This window comes from Paenibacillus sp. EKM10P, from assembly GCF_011800655.1.
Classification (GTDB): domain Bacteria; phylum Bacillota; class Bacilli; order Paenibacillales; family Paenibacillaceae; genus Paenibacillus; species Paenibacillus polymyxa.
On record NZ_JAALET010000001.1, the window covers coordinates 944714 to 962774 of the forward strand.

Annotated in this window: 20 protein-coding genes and 1 tRNA gene; 14 read left to right on the forward strand and 7 right to left on the reverse strand. The window is 45.5% G+C overall.

The annotated features are described in order from the left end of the window. The first annotated feature begins 56 nt into the window (after positions 1 to 56). The gene (locus tag HFE01_RS04360; protein WP_031463252.1) at positions 57 to 1181 is read left to right on the forward strand and encodes a glycosyltransferase family 4 protein; all 1125 of its coding nucleotides are present in this window, start codon (positions 57 to 59) and stop codon (positions 1179 to 1181) included. Here the strand turns inward: HFE01_RS04360 and HFE01_RS04365 are convergent. Next, positions 1178 to 2284: a YkvI family membrane protein gene (locus tag HFE01_RS04365; protein ID WP_107734307.1), complete on the reverse strand. Its 1107-nt coding sequence runs from the start codon at positions 2282 to 2284 to the stop codon at positions 1178 to 1180. The genes HFE01_RS04360 and HFE01_RS04365 overlap by 4 nt on opposite strands. A 141-nt stretch (positions 2285 to 2425) precedes the next feature. Here HFE01_RS04365 and HFE01_RS04370 point away from each other — a divergent pair, with 141 nt between their 5' ends. From HFE01_RS04370 to HFE01_RS04390, 5 genes are all read left to right on the forward strand, one after another. Continuing rightward, positions 2426 to 3031, forward strand: a complete 606-nt coding sequence (locus tag HFE01_RS04370; RefSeq protein ID WP_016819753.1) for a DedA family protein — start codon at positions 2426 to 2428, stop codon at positions 3029 to 3031. Between the two features lie 85 nt (positions 3032 to 3116). Then, the gene (locus tag HFE01_RS04375; RefSeq protein ID WP_016819754.1) at positions 3117 to 3689 is read left to right on the forward strand and encodes a xanthine phosphoribosyltransferase; all 573 of its coding nucleotides are present in this window, start codon (positions 3117 to 3119) and stop codon (positions 3687 to 3689) included. 101 nt (positions 3690 to 3790) lie between these two features. Then, complete coding sequence (locus HFE01_RS04380; protein ID WP_013370520.1) at positions 3791 to 4135, forward strand: hypothetical protein; 345 nt, start codon at positions 3791 to 3793, stop codon at positions 4133 to 4135. Positions 4136 to 4275: 140 nt separating this feature from the next. Then, the gene (locus tag HFE01_RS04385) at positions 4276 to 4497 is read left to right on the forward strand and encodes a hypothetical protein (RefSeq protein WP_016819755.1); all 222 of its coding nucleotides are present in this window, start codon (positions 4276 to 4278) and stop codon (positions 4495 to 4497) included. A gap of 115 nt (positions 4498 to 4612) precedes the next feature. Further along, positions 4613 to 4942 (forward strand): carboxymuconolactone decarboxylase family protein, encoded by a 330-nt coding sequence (locus tag HFE01_RS04390; protein WP_107734306.1) that lies wholly within the window; start codon positions 4613 to 4615, stop codon positions 4940 to 4942. Between the two features lie 135 nt (positions 4943 to 5077). Here HFE01_RS04390 and HFE01_RS04395 read toward each other — a convergent pair whose 3' ends face one another. Beyond that, a complete protein-coding gene (locus HFE01_RS04395; RefSeq protein WP_107734305.1) occupies positions 5078 to 5614 on the reverse strand; it encodes a YhjD family protein in 537 nt (178 codons plus the stop codon). A 222-nt stretch (positions 5615 to 5836) separates the two neighbouring features. Between HFE01_RS04395 and HFE01_RS04400 the strand changes: the two genes are divergently transcribed. The 3 genes from HFE01_RS04400 to HFE01_RS04410 all read left to right on the forward strand — a co-directional run bounded on the left by HFE01_RS04400 (position 5837) and on the right by HFE01_RS04410 (position 7708). Further along, positions 5837 to 5921 (forward strand) — tRNA-Leu (locus tag HFE01_RS04400). 210 nt (positions 5922 to 6131) lie between these two features. Beyond that, positions 6132 to 6644 (forward strand): peptide-methionine (S)-S-oxide reductase MsrA, encoded by a 513-nt coding sequence (msrA, locus tag HFE01_RS04405; protein ID WP_016819146.1) that lies wholly within the window; start codon positions 6132 to 6134, stop codon positions 6642 to 6644. Between the two features lie 128 nt (positions 6645 to 6772). Next, entirely contained in the window at positions 6773 to 7708 is a 936-nt protein-coding gene (locus tag HFE01_RS04410) for a divergent polysaccharide deacetylase family protein (protein ID WP_017425825.1), read from the forward strand. Here the strand turns inward: HFE01_RS04410 and HFE01_RS04415 are convergent. After that, on the reverse strand, positions 7683 to 8438 hold the full coding sequence (locus HFE01_RS04415; protein WP_107734304.1) for an N-acetylmuramoyl-L-alanine amidase: 756 nt from the start codon (positions 8436 to 8438) through the stop codon (positions 7683 to 7685). The two genes, HFE01_RS04410 and HFE01_RS04415, sit on opposite strands and share 26 nt — an antisense overlap. Positions 8439 to 8723: 285 nt before the next feature. On the opposite strand from HFE01_RS04415, the gene HFE01_RS04420 reads away from it, so the two are divergent. Then, entirely contained in the window at positions 8724 to 8915 is a 192-nt protein-coding gene (locus HFE01_RS04420; RefSeq protein WP_016819149.1) for a YqzE family protein, read from the forward strand. Between the two features lie 103 nt (positions 8916 to 9018). Here the strand turns inward: HFE01_RS04420 and HFE01_RS04425 are convergent, their stop codons facing one another. The 4 genes from HFE01_RS04425 to HFE01_RS04440 all read right to left on the reverse strand — a co-directional run bounded on the left by HFE01_RS04425 (position 9019) and on the right by HFE01_RS04440 (position 14159). Then, a complete protein-coding gene (locus tag HFE01_RS04425; protein WP_167438174.1) occupies positions 9019 to 10080 on the reverse strand; it encodes a hypothetical protein in 1062 nt (353 codons plus the stop codon). A gap of 258 nt (positions 10081 to 10338) precedes the next feature. Next, positions 10339 to 11289, reverse strand: a complete 951-nt coding sequence (locus tag HFE01_RS04430) for a YqhG family protein (protein WP_107734302.1) — start codon at positions 11287 to 11289, stop codon at positions 10339 to 10341. Between the two features lie 2 nt (positions 11290 to 11291). Beyond that, positions 11292 to 13184: a DEAD/DEAH box helicase gene (locus tag HFE01_RS04435; protein WP_167438173.1), complete on the reverse strand. Its 1893-nt coding sequence runs from the start codon at positions 13182 to 13184 to the stop codon at positions 11292 to 11294. A gap of 135 nt (positions 13185 to 13319) precedes the next feature. Continuing rightward, positions 13320 to 14159, reverse strand: coding sequence for a helix-turn-helix transcriptional regulator (locus HFE01_RS04440; protein ID WP_107734300.1), 840 nt, complete (start codon positions 14157 to 14159; stop codon positions 13320 to 13322). Positions 14160 to 14323: 164 nt separating this feature from the next. Between HFE01_RS04440 and fabF the strand changes: the two genes are divergently transcribed. From fabF to HFE01_RS04460, 4 genes are all read left to right on the forward strand, one after another. Then, positions 14324 to 15562, forward strand: a complete 1239-nt coding sequence (fabF, locus tag HFE01_RS04445; protein WP_107734299.1) for a beta-ketoacyl-ACP synthase II — start codon at positions 14324 to 14326, stop codon at positions 15560 to 15562. Between the two features lie 121 nt (positions 15563 to 15683). Then, complete coding sequence (locus tag HFE01_RS04450; RefSeq protein ID WP_243208137.1) at positions 15684 to 16208, forward strand: GNAT family N-acetyltransferase; 525 nt, start codon at positions 15684 to 15686, stop codon at positions 16206 to 16208. Between the two features lie 21 nt (positions 16209 to 16229). Next, complete coding sequence (locus tag HFE01_RS04455; protein ID WP_174820834.1) at positions 16230 to 17183, forward strand: helix-turn-helix transcriptional regulator; 954 nt, start codon at positions 16230 to 16232, stop codon at positions 17181 to 17183. A 107-nt stretch (positions 17184 to 17290) separates the two neighbouring features. Continuing rightward, the gene (locus HFE01_RS04460) at positions 17291 to 18031 is read left to right on the forward strand and encodes a zinc ribbon domain-containing protein (protein ID WP_107734297.1); all 741 of its coding nucleotides are present in this window, start codon (positions 17291 to 17293) and stop codon (positions 18029 to 18031) included. Positions 18032 to 18061: the final 30 nt, after the last annotated feature.

Sequence of the window (18061 nt, forward strand, 5' to 3'; positions counted from 1 at the left end):
ACCTATACATATATCCTGTGTTCCGGGCAGTTTAATGCTTGAAAGGGGAAGCACTCATGAAATTGCTACAGGCTCTCTTTTTCCCACCCGAGCAACCGGGAGGCGTTTCATCCATGATTCCATATTTGCAAGAGCGATTTACGTCCCCCCGTTGGGAAATGGAGTTATTTTCAATCCCTAAACGGATTCGTAACAAGGGTAGGGACGAAGTAATCTTTGATACCTTCGACTGGACGAGATATGAGCAATATCCTATCGTTCAAAAATATATTCAGACGTACCGTGATTATTTGTGGTGGACTCGGCTTCGTATTCAGAAGCCCTTTGACCTTATTCATGCTCATCATCCGATTGCCGGGCTAGCTATGAAAAACGTATTTCCTGATACCCCGCTCGTACAGACGATTCACTCTTCCTATGAGAAGGAGTTAATTCTGAACGGGAAAATAGAGGAGAACGGGCCTGAACACCAATTCTTAGTGTCACTGTACCGAGAAATGGAGCAGAAGGCGGATCGCCTGATAGCAGTATCGCAATCTTTTCAGCATTACTTAACACCTTATGTACAGCATCCGCAAGATGTTGTGGTTATTCCAAATGGATATGATGAGAAGCGATTTAAGCCCATTCCTCACGAAAATGAAGTGACACAGCTTATAACCGTTTGCCGACTTGTTCCCGCCAAAGGACTTGATATTCTATTACAGGCTTGCGCTGAGCTGAAAAAAAGAAATCAAGAATTTGTACTCCATATCATTGGTGATGGTCCGATTCGGCCTGAGATGGAAGAGATGGCGCGACAGCTGGATATATACCACGAGACGATTTTTTATGGATATACTCTTCACCCGGAAGAGTTTATGCCTTTCTTTGATGTATTTGTATTGCCTTCGCGGGCGGAGGCCTTTGGCTCCGTATTTGCAGAAGCGGCGTTGAGCTGTCTGGCATTGGTAGGTACAGAAGTAGGGGGAATACCGGAGCAGATTGAAAATGGGGTAAATGGTCTGCTCGTGCCACCCGATAATCCGAAGGCACTGGCAGACGCATTAGAAAAGGTCATCGCTGACCCTGCCTATCGTTATGAACTGGCTAGATCCGCCTGCGACAAGGCTAAATCAAGCTATTCATTAAGTCGTGCTGTTAACGAACTGAAAAAAATGTATTTGAAATTTCCGCACTAACCATGACGGGTATCACCTGGTTTGGAATCAGAATGCCGAAAGCTGGAGCGAGGACGTGAGGAGCGGAAAGGTCTTCCGCGTCCTGCTAAGATCAGTTTACTGACCCACATCAGACTGAGCATTCCAAAAATAGGATAAAGCACAGATAACAGTGAGCTGAAGCCGAACTGACTGATTAAAAAACAGGTGAGCATAATGAATAATGTAATGAGCTTGGGCGAAATTTGGACATGCTGACGAATTTGTAGACTGACTCCATAAATGTCGGCCACAAAGGTACTGAAGATCTCCATGAAAATGAGTAGAATGTATATGATTTCAACAAGGGCGCCTAGACGGTAAGCAATGCTTCCCATAGGGATTTCAAATTGCTGAATGCCTGGCATTTGCGCTGACATGACAAAATGTGCAGCCATCAGCATAAAGCCAACACCAATTCCGCCCAAAACACCGCCCCAGCGGATCGTTTTACGGGAGAAAGTTTGGCTGCCTAGAGGGACAAGCACGGCCTGAGCCATAGCCAGATTGAAGGACGTGTACAGGAGCGGAGATATCCATGTGCGTAGCACACTGTGGTCTGTCGTATTCGTAATAAAGCTTTGCGGATTGGGCATGGAAAGGGTACTGTGAACGAGCAAAAGAGATATAGTGATCATCAGCGGGACAACAATGGTGTTCATATGCAAAATCGCTTTAATACCTTTATTCAGCAGCAAGTAAGTTCCGATTAGTGTAATGAGCAGTCCAGTCTGGTAGTGCAGGTGAAGGTGCTCCACAAAAACAGAGCCGGCTCCTGCCAGCATGACGCTGTTCACGCCAATCAGCACAAAAAGTGTGAATATGCTGATCCATTTTCCGGCATTGGAACCAAAAAGGTGCTTGTTCAGATCCTCGTAGGAGCGGGCTGAAATATCATGAGCGATCAGCATCATTTTCGTACCCAACCATACAAATATGAGTGTGGACAGCATAATCGTGATTGTAGCCCAACGTCCATATTGCGTAAAGAATTGCAATATTTCTTGTCCGGTAGCGAAGCCGGCACCGACGATTGTACCAATGTATGTAAAAGCAATCTGAAAAACATGAATATTACGTTTCATTCCCAGTCCCCCCTTGCCTGCTTGAATAACGCTGCAGCGAGCATATAATACAAACTATGTTCAACTGAAATAGGACATGACTGGATGAGACTGAAAATAATTATACTGCATTTAATGAATAGCTTGACGGGAGCGTAATTTATGGGTCAAATCCTTGCGTGGATACTGGAATACGGATATTTGGCAATGTTCGGCTTGCTTGCCCTTGGAGTAGCTGGTATGCCGATACCCGACGAAGTGCTAATGATCGCCTTTGGCGGGCTCGTGTCTCAAGGACACTACAACTTTATTGCTGCGCTGGCAGTCACATTTTTCGGTAGTATGACAGGCATGATGCTTAGCTACACATTGGGTCGTCTGCTGGGCAAACCACTATTGCACCGATACGGTAAATGGGTGAGGCTTACGCCTTCCAGGATTGCTTCTTCCGAAAATTGGTTCGGGCGCTATGGTACCTGGGGAATTTTGTTCGGATATTTTGTCCCCGGCTTGAGACATGTGTCATCCTATCTGGCAGGTACAACCCGTCTAGGTGTTTTTCGCTATATCGGCTATGCATCGGCAGGAGCGTTGCTGTGGTGTGGTACATTTTTGGGGATCGGGCATGCGGTGGGCATGCACTGGGAACAGGTGGCTAAGCTGATGGAGAAGGTGACTCATCGGGTGGGCCTGATCGTTATTCTTTTAATCGTTTTGGGAGGAATCACCGCATGGTTCTGGAACAAACGTAAAAAAAATATCACATGAATGCATGGAAAACAGGCTATAGCTTGAAAGCGACGGGTGAAGTATGGTACTTTTACCGCATAGGAATGCCGTGGGAGGTCATGGAATGGAAGTATTAAAGAAACGAATTTTAAATGAAGGTGTGATTGCGTCAGATCAGGTACTAAAGCTGGATGGATTGCTTAATCACCAGGTTGATCCAGAGCTGACAATGGAAATGGGACGAGAGTTCGCAGCCCGTTTTCGGGAAGAGAAGATCACTAGAGTAGTGACCGTGGAATCCTCAGGCATTGCCATCGGGTTTGCGACAGCGTTGGAGTTGGGTGTACCGTTGGTATTTGCTCGTCGTAAAAAGACTTTATTAGCTGATCCAGATGCGCTGTGTGAGCGTGTACCTTCGTTTACAAAAGGGATTGTCACAGATATTATGCTGTCTCGTCAATTTATTCATGAGCATGATCGTGTTTTGTTCATTGATGATATTATCGCTAATGGCGATGCGGCACGAGGCATGGTTAAAATTATTCAACGCTCCGGAGCGGAGTTGGTTGGATTCGGAGTTGCGGTTGAAAAAATGTTTCAGGCCGGAGCCAGAACCATTCGTGAGCAGGGCATTCGTGTAGAATCATTGGTTAAAATTTCGTCATTGGCTGACGGTAAGATAGAGTTTGCTGAATAGTAACAATTCGAAGCTTCGGATCCTTATTTCTAATAATAACCTTTGCATGAGCATCAATTTCGCTTATAATATATATAAGGTTTGGGAGAGGAGGCAGCAACATGGGGAATGAACAATTGACCGAACAGTTTTTTCTGGAAAAACTGGCAGCGGCTAAAGTGCATTTTGAACGCGCCTTGGATTGTAAGCATACGGAATTCGACGATTTGTATCCCTATATGATTGAACATCCTCAGTTTTTTTGGTATAAACGCTATGTGGCCTGGTCTGAGTTGCTGACATTGGTTAACCTATGCGAAGAATTGTCTTTCTCTTGGAAAGAAGAATTTACTGCTCACCAAGTGGAGTATGTAGAACAGCGAGTGTTGTCTGCACAAGTGCTGGACTTCTGGTACGAGAAGAACGATACAAAAGAACATGATCACAGTGTAAATCAGTCGGGATAATTTGTTGCTCTGTTGGCAATCCATATAAGTAGTAAGCGGAAAGAGACCTAAATGATTTGTTTAGGTCTCTTTTTAAACTTTTTCATGCATATAAAATTATGGCCATTGTGTTGAAAAAAATGGGCAAGGAGGGGACATGAATGATAATGGACGAAGAATTGGATGCTTATCGACTTTCTGGTGAAAAGGTACGCGTCGTACGCGATGGATTGGAGTCCAACGATGTGGTTGGCATTGTACTGGCATGGGATGATGAACAGGTGCTTATTCGCCGCCAGAATCGACGTGTGGTCAAGTTGGATCGCAGCTATACATATCAGCCGTTCAGCGAGCCGCGACACAATCCGATAGATCTGGATTAAGAAACGAGTTCCAAATGGGGATTGGCTAAAAAACGGGTGTTTCATTAGGCATACAGAAACTCTAAATCGGACACAGTAATGAAGGAAAACTCAACAGAGAGGGCGTGCTGTGTCAATGACGGTTATGGACGAAAAAGTACATGCATACAAGGATCAAATCAGCCATTTGGAAGATAAGTTGCCCGAGGTAGTTCATGCCTATCATCGCTTTACCGGAGAATGCTTTCAAGCCGGCAGTTTAGATGAAAAAACCAAGCAACTGATTGCACTAGGTATTGGCTTATTTGCCAACAATGAGGTGTGTACGTTTTATCATGTGAATGAGGCGCGTTCCAAAGGAGGCAGTGATCAGGAGATTATGGAGACCGTTGCTGTAGCTGCTGCAGTTGGTGGAGGACATGCTCTAAGTCAAGGGGTTACCCGTGTACAGAAGGCGTTACATTAAAGCGAATCATTCATACAGATAACTTATAATCGTAATAGCGGACATAGATTGATCTCAACAAATGATGGTTATGAAAAGAAGCTTCCGAGCACAGTTAGTGCCTGCGGAAGCTTCTTTTTGCGTGTAGTGCGGGGATTATGCTCTTTTACTTGCAGCAAAAGCAGCAGGGCGAGGGGATTTATGCTTGTAGGCAGAAGAGGATGCAACCCAACTTCGCCCAACAACGCGTAGGGGTTTGGGGGTTGAGTTATTGGGTAATTCGGGGCGATATTTCTCTGGTAAAGGTAGAGCTGCCGTATGAGGCAAAGAGGTAGGGAGCCCCAAATAAGCTCGCATTCGTTCATACATTTCTTTGCGGAATGCGGACATAGGCATACTGAACTGTTCTTTGACGCCTTTATATATATAGGTGGCGTGAACGCCGGAGTGGTTTTGTTGGATGTCTAGAACACGAATGTGATACTTCTTAAATTCATGTTTGATTTCAGATAGCAGGATTCCGGTACGATCTATTCCTGCGTTAACCATTTCGACATAAAGATCAGGGGTTTTCAGCACGCCGCTTTCCTCAAGAATTAGGCTGTCACGCTCAAATACTTTTTGAATAAAGGTAAGGAGTAGATAACTTTTCACAAGAGAGCATGGATGCTGAGTAGTATCTGAAGAGATCATTACCATTCACCGCCTTAGGGAAATGTGATGATAATTCATAGTCATCGAAGTGAAAGAACATAAGTTAATAGGAACCTATGTTCTTATATTATCGTATTATTCCTTTTTTATCAAGAATAAATAAAGAAAAATAAAAGGTTTGACAACTTTATTTGAGCATGGTATGATCTATCTTGTCGCTAAGAAAGATTGATTCTTTTGAAATAGACGACAAATATATATGCGGTCGTGGCGGAATTGGCAGACGCGCACGGTTCAGGTCCGTGTGGGCTAACCCCCCGTGGAGGTTCGAGTCCTCTCGACCGCATCCATTTAGAAAAGGTTTATAGAATTGCTCTCGTAGCAGTTTTATAAACCTTTTCTATGTTTCGGAGTTATTGCAGATTTCCCAGGAAGGACAATATAAGGACTTGAATTTTATTCAAGTCCTTGAGCAATTCTTTTATAAGTTCAATTTTTAAGATATGATAGAAAGTAACACGTTTTATGATGAAGCTATTGAAAGGTTGGATGGAAGATGGAGAAAGCAACTTTTGCAGGTGGGTGCTTCTGGTGTATGGTGACTCCGTTTGAGGAGCAGCCGGGGATTCATAGTATTGTCTCAGGCTATACTGGAGGGGCGATTTCCGATCCGACCTACGAACAGGTTAAAACAGGAACAACAGGGCACTATGAGGTGGTGCAGATTACGTTTGATCCTGAGCTGTTTCCTTATGAAAAGCTACTTGAATTGTATTGGCCGCAAACAGATCCTACCGACGGAGAAGGTCAATTTCAGGACCGAGGCACACAATATAAACCTGCCATTTTTTATCATACGGAGCAGCAACGTGAGCTTGCACAGCAATCCAAGGAACAATTGGTACAAAGCGGACGCTTTGATAAGCCAATTGTAACGGAGATTCTTCCGGCTTCGATTTTTTATCCGGCAGAGGATTATCATCAGGATTATCACAAGAAGAATGTGAAACATTATAAGGAAGATCGAGCCCAATCCGGTCGTGATGAATTTATCGACAAAAACTGGTAATCAGTTTTAATATACGTTATTATGCGCACTTCAAGGCAGATCTGAGATTATATCTCAGATCTGCCTTGTACATATTTAAACGGTTTTACTCACACAATGAAGGGACAGAGAAGGAGGCTGACCCGCAAATGAGTACACGACGGAAACTGCACATGAGAAATATAATAAAAAAGGCTTTAAAAGCATCACGCAGCCGGAAGGATTCGTCTTATGCGCTTGCACACCATGCAAGATCTAGAATGCAAATAATTGTAGTGCTTTGTATTTCAGTCTGTATGTTATTTATGATCTGTAAAACTGCTGTTGCCGAAGCAATAGACCAGCAGAACCAGCAGCAAAAAAGGGTTGCTGTCATTATTGATGATTTAGGGAACAATATGAAAGGTACCGAGGAGATTCTAAATTTACCTGTCAAAATCACCGTTGCTGTCATGCCCTTCCTGCCAACAACCAAACAGGACGCTATGGAAGCGCATAAGCGTGGTCATGATGTTATCGTCCATCTTCCAATGGAGCCCAAGCAGGGCAAGCCTGAATGGCTTGGACCGGGAGCAATCAAGGCTAATATGACGGATGAAGAAGTACGCGCCAAGGTGACAGCAGCAATTAAGGATGTTCCTTATGCCATAGGAATGAACAACCATATGGGCTCCAAGGTCACCTCAGACAAGCGCATTATGTCCGTCGTTCTTGATGTTTGTAAGGAATATGGACTATTTTTTGTTGATAGCCGTACTAATTATTGGTCAGTGGTGCCTGAACTTGCTGCTAAAAAGGGAATGCCACCGGTGCGAAATGATGTTTTTTTGGATGATGTTCATACACTCGCTCATGTGAATCGGCAACTTAGTAAAGTGGTCGAATGGTTGGCAGAGCACGATACCTGTGTAACGATTGGACATGTCGGCGTGTCCGGTATGTATACCTCCTCAGGGCTTCATTCATCGGTCCCTAAATTAAAGGAGCATGCACAATTTGTCGGTATTAGCGATCTGGTGCGTGATGTATGGGGATGGACAGGAGACCCAGCCACGAATACTACCATGCCGTCAGATGCGCAATAATGCCTTCGGCAATAGCTTCAGCAATCCTTTTTTGACCGTGATCCCCGGAAAGCATGGCTCTGTCCTGCTCGTTGCTGATAAATCCGGTTTCCACTATTACAGCGGGATGTTGGATTTTATTCAGAAGATAAAAGGGTTTTCCATATATGGTTTGTCTATTCATGCAAAATAAGCGGTTTAATGAATGCTGAATCCGTTCAGCTAACAGATAGCTGCTGCCTTCATCCTGATACAGCACAATGGGTCCGCGTTTTTCGGCACGTTTGGTCCAATTGACATGCAGACTGACAACCAAAGAAGTAGGCAGTTGCTCTGTCAGGCTTTTACGTTGGGCGAGATCTTTAAGATGCCGCGATTTGGACTGCAACCAACGGTTATCATCACTCAGTGCGTAGTCCTTGTCCCGATTCAGGACAGCAGGGTAACCCTGGGAACGTAAGATCAAGTATAGTTTTTGAGCAATAGCAAGATTGATATCTTTTTCCAGAAGTCCTTTGTGACTTGTTCCACCATCCACACCACCATGACCTACATCTATCAGGACCACGGGTTTGGCAAAAGCGTGATAGGACCGGTTGAACAGGGGTTCTGTATGCTTGTTTATTTCGGTGCTTTTCTCTTCAGGCAGAGTAGTTGCATAAGCAAACGGGGTAAATACAGCACTACAAAGGAGGCAAAAACTTAACCCCAGCCCGGCCAGGCACATCTTCTTTAACTTTTTATTCAACACGTTCTATTCCTCCAATGGACGAATTGATTGTTTACTGAAAACCATGCATAACAGACGTCAAACCTAAAGTAGCGTAGTTGTCTTCAAATATAACAATAAGCCTTGAGGGAACTGTTATATTGAAGATAGTATGTTCCATTTAAGGGAAACCATGCATAGTTATCCCGCAAGGGTTAGAGCTGCTGAAAACTGTGCAAGCTAGTGGTATTTGAACCTAACGTGTAATTTGGTATACCAAGATACGGTGATCGGAAATGTTAGGTCAGATGAAGGAGGTCATGGAGGATGGCGAAGAGTGACGAACTGGTGACGTACATTACAGAGCGGATTGTGCGTTATATGGAAACGCCGCGCGATGTTCGACGCAGCCAAAAACAAGCCAAGGAGCCGTGGGTAAGCAAATGGTTTGGAATGTTGCCTCTCGCTCTGAAAATGTGGATAAAATCCACACGCAGAGAGCGAAGAGAGCAACGTTAAACACGCCAAAGAGACCACAAGAGGCATGGGGTATGCCATTTGAGGTCTCTTTTTATGTTGTTTAGGGATAATTTCAAATACCTTTTTATGGTTACTGAAATAACTAAGATTTCAAATACAAAAATTCACCATAGGGCAACAACTTTTGTAGTGGCACAAATCGGGAAAGTCCATCGTGGTAGGTCAATGCATATAAAATGGGTTCGGACGGATGATCAGGAGAAATCCAAGCTTGATACCCGCTAATGGATAAGGGGCCCCCAAAGGCAAAATTGATACTTGTGGCAGAAAAAATCATACGCCGTGAATTACTGAGTGCGTCCATAAATTGGCTAGTATTGTGGATGGAAAGTTTGTGCTTAGGTTGAAGCCAACCCAGATCATCGTAGGGATCGAAAGGATCAGACGACACAGTAACTGCTTGTGCCTGAGTTTTCAAAAAGGGTATAGATGAAGAAGTCGCGTTGTTCTGGAGCTTATGCTTCCAGCTCCCATCTGCTACTTCAACAGGTAGCGGATCGCCAGTAACAGCATCAATACATATTTGGCTACCCGTAGAGGAACGTACCTGCCAGTAGGCTAATAGAGGTTCCTCATACATAGGTGTAATTTGTAGCTTGTCGATAGAAGAAAATTCGGTTTCTGTGAGCGACTTAAGGGATTGACGAAGTATATCCATACTATAAGGTCCGCCTGGCCCACTCCCGTATTCGTTGAGTTGATAAGCGCCGTTTGAGTCTGATCCGATAATCAGGTAGCCGATGTATTCTCCTGCATGGTTCACTTGAACAAGCCAGCTATGGGTTCCAGGTCCGAGCGGATGGTAGCTGAGCTCGGTGTCTTTCCACGAAGCAAAAGGGGCTTGCGACGATAGAGATTGTACGGTATCGTTCGCTGTCCGTTTCACGTCCTCAGGCACCCCTTGCTGCTGAGTAGGAGGCTTTGATGAAACGTCACCCGGGGATGTGGAAGAAGTAGAAGGGGTCCTGGATTCCATTGGAGGAACCTGGGAGCTTTCGTTGTAGTTGGATGCTGAGCTTACATTGCTTTCTTGAACGGCTGAGGGAGCCGCATGAATGGAAGCGAACGGACAGATTGCGGACAGGCCGATCAGCACAGCTGCGATCATACCTACGCTATAATGCCCGGAATGATTTTTTTTCAATGGAATCCACCTTTCTGTCGGATGGCTTGCCGACGGAGGCATTCTTTTTTAACTAGCATACAGCCTGTCTGATGAAAAGACTGCTGTACCCTGTCGGCGCAAATGTCGTATCCAGGTTCGCTTTTTGCTGTCGATACATAGGGGACAAGCTTGACCACGCTTGTGGTTCCAGCAGCGGAAACTGATGTAGGCTGAAGCAAGATGTTACAACTTGACGACATGTCTGCTACTAACCTGCGAAGGAGCGTGAGATATCAGTTACCGCAGATGAAATATGCCGCAGTTAATGGCGGATACGAGTACCTTTGGCTCATATTGCCATACCATTTCTTTACGACGTGCTTGATGCTGCTCTAATACGGATTCTTTTTTATCCTCTTCTTCTTTCTGTTCCTTGATTAGGTCTTCGTAGTAGTGGTCAATAACCTCTAGTTCCTCGCGCAATCGTTCCTTCGCCTGCTCAGCCCAACCATAATCTTGTTGTCGGAGCTGTTCGGTGAGATAGCTTTCAAGCGAGGTGGAAGCCTCAGGGACAGATAGCTGCGCTGGCTGTACATGCATATTGCCTGCCAGCAGCGGGCTGAGCTGCCGGGTTTCGAGCATAGCGCCAAAATTGGCTACAATAGTGCCACTTTTGAGTGAAATACCTAGCCACTGAAGTTCCTCGCGCTTCAAATCGCAGGCAAACTCAATCTTGTAGCAGACGCTGAGCCAAGCCTCATAGACTACCGGAGAACGGGCAGACAACTGACGGGCATCCGGCTGCTCGAACAAATAAACATATTTCCCTCCATCCCGAGCAGCTTCAAAAATTTGATGCAGCCGACGGCTTCCGTATCGGAGTTCCTCCTGCATAATGCGACCAGGACCTAATTGCGGTAACGTCGGTACATGACCGAAGTAACGCCCCATGACCTGATCTTGTGCTGCGTTGCCAGCTACAGGAGCTGGTGGCGTCTGATCCGCTAAACGTTCCTGTTCTGTCCGATAGGCTTCCCCATCAAAGATGAATGTGAAGGACATGGTTTGCGCTGGAACGCCAGTACGCTCTACGTATCCCCAATAGTAGGGGCGATTTGTCAAGGCTTTATCTGCCTCTGGAGACAGCTTGACAGTTACATGGTGGGGAGACCTCTCAATGATGCTGCACCCAGTAGATTCCAGATAAGTGTGGACAAAACGCTGGACTTGCTGTGCATTCATAGTCAAGTCTAGCGACCCCCTTTCACACTGCGTCGAGCTTTGGTTGGAGGAACTGCATCACCTGCTAAGCCTAACAAATCCTCGGTAACACTTGAGTTTACTCCTGTTAGCCGTCCTTTAAGCTGTTTTGTTCCAGGTGACTTATCGGTTGCTACATTTGGAGAGACTGACGGGTCTGTGCGTATTTGTGCTATTTCTTGTTTGATGGAATCCAGCGAGTGGCCCAACTTTTGCATTTTTCTACGAATTTCATCATCACTACTGGACTCAAGCATGATTTTATATAAACTCTTTTCAATGGATTCTTTTTTCTCAAACTTTTCCAGAATAACGTCCAATCCGCCAATGACCATCTCAAACATATTAATCTTTTCATGCAGAAGGTGCAGGATATGCTCTTCAATCGTTCCGGTAGTGGATAGGTTGAAGATATTTACGTCATGCTTCTGTCCGAGTCGATGCACCCGTCCAATCCGCTGTTCCACGCGCATGGGATTCCACGGCAAATCGAAGTTAATCATGTGGTGACAAAATTGCAGATTAATGCCTTCACCGCCTGCTTCTGTAGCAATCATGACCTGAATGCGACCACGGAACAGATCCATCATCCAATCTTTGCGGCCCCGGTTCATACCGCCTCGGTAAGGAACGGCAGACAGTCCGCGATCCCGGAAATAGTTTAGTAAATACTCCTGTGTGGCCCGATATTCTGTAAAAATAATCACTTTTTCGTTCATCTTCCGGATGAGCTCCAGTGCTTTTTCTGCTTTGGAATTGGCCTTGATCGCTTTAATGTGTGCGACCAAGTCCCAAACACGATCACGTAGGGGAGAGTCAGGAGCCATCTTTTTGGACAAATTGACCAGCGTGACGAACACAGCGTCCCGGCTACTGCACACCTCCCGTTGAAGGGTAACGAGAGACAGCATGCTGCTTAAATTTCCGCCATTCGCCTGATATTGTTCTTTGACAAAAGAGGTCACCCCATCGTACAGCGCTTGCTCTTCTGGCGAGAGTTCCAAGTGAATGTTGGAAACATTTCGTTTAGTGAATTGAACAGGACCTTCTCCACGACGATTGCGGATCATGACTTTAGACAGCTCATCCTTGAGCTGGTCTTCATTTTTGGGCAGACGTTTATCTACAACAAAGTTGGCTGAAAAATCGCCTTGTCTTCCCAATTGACCGGGCTTGAGTAACGTGATCAGATTAAACAGCTCAGATAGATCGTTTTGTACAGGTGTGGCTGTCAGGAGCAAACAATATTTTTTACGCAACTTCATAATGAACTGGTAGTTGGATGTTTTTTTATTCTTCAGCTTATGAGCCTCGTCAATAATAAGCAGGTCATAATCGGTATCTAGCAGGATGTTACTATGTGGCTCCCGTTTGGCCGTATCCATAGAGGCTACGACAACCTCGGAAGACCAAGAATACGCTTTTTTCTGGGCGACTGCGGGAATGCCGAATTTGCTATTCAGCTCACGCACCCATTGCAGGACCAGAGAAGCGGGTACAAGAATAAGCACTTTGGAAGCCAGCCCGCGAACCAGATATTCCTTAAGGATCATTCCGGCTTCAATCGTTTTGCCTAGGCCGACCTCATCGGCAAGAATGGCACGTCCAGACATCTCAAACAGTACCTTTCGAGCGGTATCGAGTTGATGGGGCAGTGGAGTGAGGTCTTGCAAATGCTGAAGACATTGAAGCTCATCAAAGCTCGGCACCAGCTTGGCCTTTTCCGCCTCGATTGCCAGCTGATACAGATCCCAATCTCCCCAAGGACCTCCCTTGTGCAGGCGTTGGTCCAGCTCGTCCTGCCAGCTGCGGTCAAATTGTATCGGAACAGGCAATGGTGCTTGGCTTTGTGTGTGCTGGGAACTTGTCGGTTTGGCTTTCATGGTGATTCCCTCCCTCCTAGTAGTAGCACCGTTGAAGCTCTTGGCTCTGTCACATATATGACATCTATTTTGCACAGATCGTAGATGTAGTATGGACGGAAAAAGATATCTTCATAACAGGAGGGATAAAATCCTTTAGCTGCCTTCCATTAACTTTTGGAGTTTACTTTCCGTAGAAGTTTGCGCATTGGGGGTGTATATGCTGCAACGGAGATCGACACTGCCTTGTACCTGAAGGGAAGTCAGGTCAAATAACATTTTGCCAGCCTTAGCATGACGAAATTCAATGAGCACTTCTGGAGCGGAGCTTACCTCACTCTGATTCCAAAGCTCGTTAAACTCTGGGTAGGCCTGACTCATGTTTTGTATAAACTGAGCATACCAGGGGTCTGTCACGTATTGCCCGTAATAAGCGCGGAATATAGCAAGAAACCCCTTTACAAAGTGTTCCCAATTCACAGCCAGACTTTTAAACTCCTTTTTGGTAAATAGCAGTTCGATCATATTGCGCTGCTCATGTGGTAGTTCAGCAAAATCCATAAAAACATGAGCAGCAGCTTCGTTCCAGCCGACAATATGGCAGCGCCGATCTGAAATAATAGCAGGACAGTAGTGCAACTCTTGTACGATCTTTTGCAAAGATGGAGAAATGATCGCTTGTTCTTCAGGAGCAGGAAGGTTATGAGACCCGGCTTCCAGCGCTAAATCGTACAAATATTTACGCTCATCCGTGTTCAACTGCAAGGTAGCAGCAATAGCATCCAGCACGGAGGCAGAGACCTTAATATCCCGACCCTGCTCCAGCCAGGTATACCAGGTTGTACTGACACCTGCTAGCTGAGCGACTTCTTCTCTGCGTAAACCTGGTGTTCTGCGACGTGATCCAGGGGGAAGACCAACCATATGCGGATGTAGGCGGGCCCTTTTTGTTTTCAGAAAAACAGATAGTGCTTCCAGACGTGCTTCCGTTTTCATTAGATATTTTCTCTCCATTCGATGAGTGTATCTGAAGTAATTAATTCAGGCGCTTACTATAGTAGTGTTCATTATACCAGGATAAACAAACACTTGTAATAGGATAAGACGAGGGTAAAATGAGGATTATAAGTAAGCCATCGAGCAGGAGGAATGAATAGCTTATGCAAAGAGTAGTGATAACAGGTATGGGTGTCGTTTCGCCATTGGGCAATGAAGTAGGCACGCTGTGGAACAATTTGCTGGAAGGCAATTCAGGTATACGTAAAATAGATTCATTTGATGTGTCCGATTTAAAAGCACAAATTGCTGGACTGGTACAAGATTTTGAGGCAGAAAAGCAGTGGGGCCGTAAGGATGCCAGACGAATGGATCGATTTACCCAGTTTGCATTATATGCGGCAGAGCAAGCGCTCAAGGATTCTGGTCTGGAACTGGATCACACTGATCTGGAGCGTGTAGGTGTCTATGTGGGGTCAGGAGTCGGCGGTTTGGATTCGTTGGTAGATAATGTGGACGTGCTGTTACATCGTGGTCCGGGTAGAGTTAGCCCAACGCTGGTACCTATGATGATCTCGAATATGGCTGCTGCACAAATAAGTATCGCGTTCGGAGCGATGGGTCCTACGCTTTCACCTGTAACGGCTTGTTCTATTGGGAACACTGCAATTGGAGAGGCGTTTCGGACCATTCGTACAGGAGATGCGGATGTCATTTTTGCCGGCGGAGCTGAAGCCGCAGTGTCCCGATTGGCCTTGGCAAGCTTCGCTAATGCAACTGCCTTGTCAACACGTAACGAGGAGCCTTCGACAGCAAGCCGACCGTTCGATCAGGATCGTGACGGCTTCGTCATGAGTGAAGGAGCGGGTATCCTGGTACTGGAGTCGCTGGAGCACGCTACCCGGCGTGGGGCGGAAATCTATGGTGAGGTCATCGGTTATGGAGCGAGTTCGGATGCCTATCATATGGTTGCACCGCATCCTGAAGGAACCGGAGCTTACCTAGCAATGAAAGCGGCCCTTCATTCGGCTCGCATCTCCCCTGAAGAAGTGGACGTGATCAGTGCCCATGCAACGAGTACAGTTGTAGGGGATATCGCTGAGACCCTGGCAATCCACAAGCTATTTGGTGAATATGCCTATCAGATTCCAGTTACCGCGAATAAGTCCATGCTAGGTCATATGCTAGGAGCTGCGGGCGGCGTCGAGGCGATTGCGCTTGTTCAAAGTCTTCGGGAAGGCATCATTCCGCCAACAATGCATCTAGACAATCCCGATCCTGCTTGCGATCTGGATTATGTACCTAACGAAGCACGCAAGGCTCCACTAAATATTGGGTTATCTAATTCTTTCGGCTTTGGGGGTCATAATGCGGTCATTGTGCTGAAACGCTATGAGTCATAATACGTAATGATTTTTGAACCTCAGGTGCTCTATCCGACTGGATCTAGCATCTGAGGTTATTTTAATCTAGGCATGATAGATTCAATTTAAATAAGAGATAGAGTAAGATGGAGGAAAACATTTGGAGGGACGGGAAGCCATGATCATAATCAGGAACATAGAGCCAGCAGACGCTGAAGTATATTGGAATTTAAGACTGGAAGCCTTAAAAATGAACCCCGAAGCTTTTGGAACCTCCTACGAGGAAGCTGTACAAGTTTCGTTATCTGATGTAGTGAAGCAAATACAAAATAAGAGAGACCATTACATACTTGGTGCATTTACAAAGGATCATCAGCTGGCTGGTATGACCGGATTTAGAAGAGAAAACAAAATAAAGACACAGCATAAAGGTGCGATTTGGGGAGTTTATGTACCACCGATTTACCGAGGTCAGGGGATCGCTAAGAAACTCTTATTGGAAGTTATCAGTCGAGGTAGAAAAGTGGAAGGATTAAAACAAATCAATCTGAGTGTGGTGGCTGCCAATCAAGCAGCTGTCGAGCTTTATAGGAAATTGGGGTTTAAAACCTATGGTATTGAAAAGAACGCTTTGGAATATCAAGGTCAGGGATATGATGAGGAACTCATGGCTTATTTTTATTAAGGGTGAAAGGTTTTGAAAAACATGAAAATTGATCGATTGCTTTCTATCGTCATTTTGCTGCTGAAAAGAAATAGAATACAAGCAAAGGAACTCGCTGATTTGTATGAGGTTTCGATTCGGACGATTTATAGAGATATTGAAGCGATTAGTCTGGCTGGTATCCCAGTAGTAACTTTTCAGGGAGCAGGTGGAGGAATCGGCCTGATGGAAGGATATCGCCTGGATCGTAGTATGTTGACGGATCATGATATCAAGGACATTGTGATGGGCTTGCAGAGTTTGTCCTCGTCGTTGGGCGGTCCCAACGTATCCCGGTTACTTCATAAATTTGAAAGCATTATACCAGAGTCTGAAAAAGAGCAATTTAGTGTCCGTACCACACAGTTTATCGTCGATCATTCGGGATGGGGAAATCAGTCTGTCCAGGAAGCTAAATTAATCAAGATAAAAGAGGCAATGAGTCAAGCCCGTACGGTTGCTTTTACCTATCGAAATGCGGAAGGAGACCGAACAGAACGGGATGTGGAACCGCATACGCTTGTGCTGAAAGGGCAACAATGGTTTGTGTATGCGTATTGTCCCGACAGGGGGCAATTTCGGTTGTTCAAGCTTTCCCGTATGAATGAGCCTGTGGTTACAGAGACGGCTTTCACTCGCAGGGATCTTTCTAATGAAGTGCTACCGTGGAATGAGGGGCGGATGACGGCATCCAGCGCTGTACAACCATTTACGCTACAATTTAACCGCACCTCAAGACATCTGGCGGAGGATTGGTTTGGTGTGGAAGCATTGAACGAGCAGGAGGAAGGGATTTACACGGTTTCAGTCCCGTTTCCTGAGGATGCGTGGGTGTACGGATTTATTTTAAGCCTCGGACCGGATGTGATTGTCAAAGAACCAGCCCATTTGCGAGATAAGATTTATAAGATGGCGTTGCGTATTGCGTCTAATTATGAAGAAGAACAGAAATTATAGAATAATTATTAGACTAAAGTAAAACGAACCTGACCCATAGTTGTCAGGTTTGTTTCATTATACTGGTGGCATACCAGATACGAATTGGCGAAAGGGGATTTACGAGAATGGATAAAGCTTGTCAAAGTTGCGGGATGCCACTGGAGCATGAGGGTCAATATGGGACGGATGCACAACATCATAATACAGATGAGTATTGCAAGTATTGTTACAAGGAAGGTGCATTTGTACAGCCTGACTTGACAATGGAGGGAATGATCCAGCAGTGTGTGCCGATCCTGGTAGAAGAGGGGATGCAGGCAGAAGAGGCGATTTCGATGCTGCGTAATTATCTACCAAACTTGAAGAGGTGGCGATCTTCAGAGGATGCAGAGCTTCAATTTGATGGCCCCATTCGGGAAGAGTACCGAGGTGAAATCCATTTAATTGGACTAAAAGCACGTACAAATAATCAGAAGGAACAAACGTCCCAGGGAATCATTCCAAACATGTGGGAACGTTTTGTAGGTGAGGATGTGGCAGGCCGGATCAGAGGTCCTCAAGGACTTGCTTCCGTCTATGGTTGCTATACTGACTATGAAAATGGAGCTTTGGGCGAGTATACATTTTTTATCGGAAAGGAAGCGGCTGAGGATTTCCAAGCTCCTGACGATCTTGAAGAACTTGTAATTCCGGCTGCACGCTACGCTATTTTTCAGGCAACCCATGAACCTTCTTCTGTCTTCCGTGTATGGCAGACAATTTGGGCATGGGCCGCGACGGGACAAGGGGAGCGGACCTACACAGGTGATTTTGAAGTGTATGGCAATCCAGATGAACCTGTTTTGATTTATATTGCAATCAAGTGATGGTTTACAGTGATAGAAGAGAACCGCCTA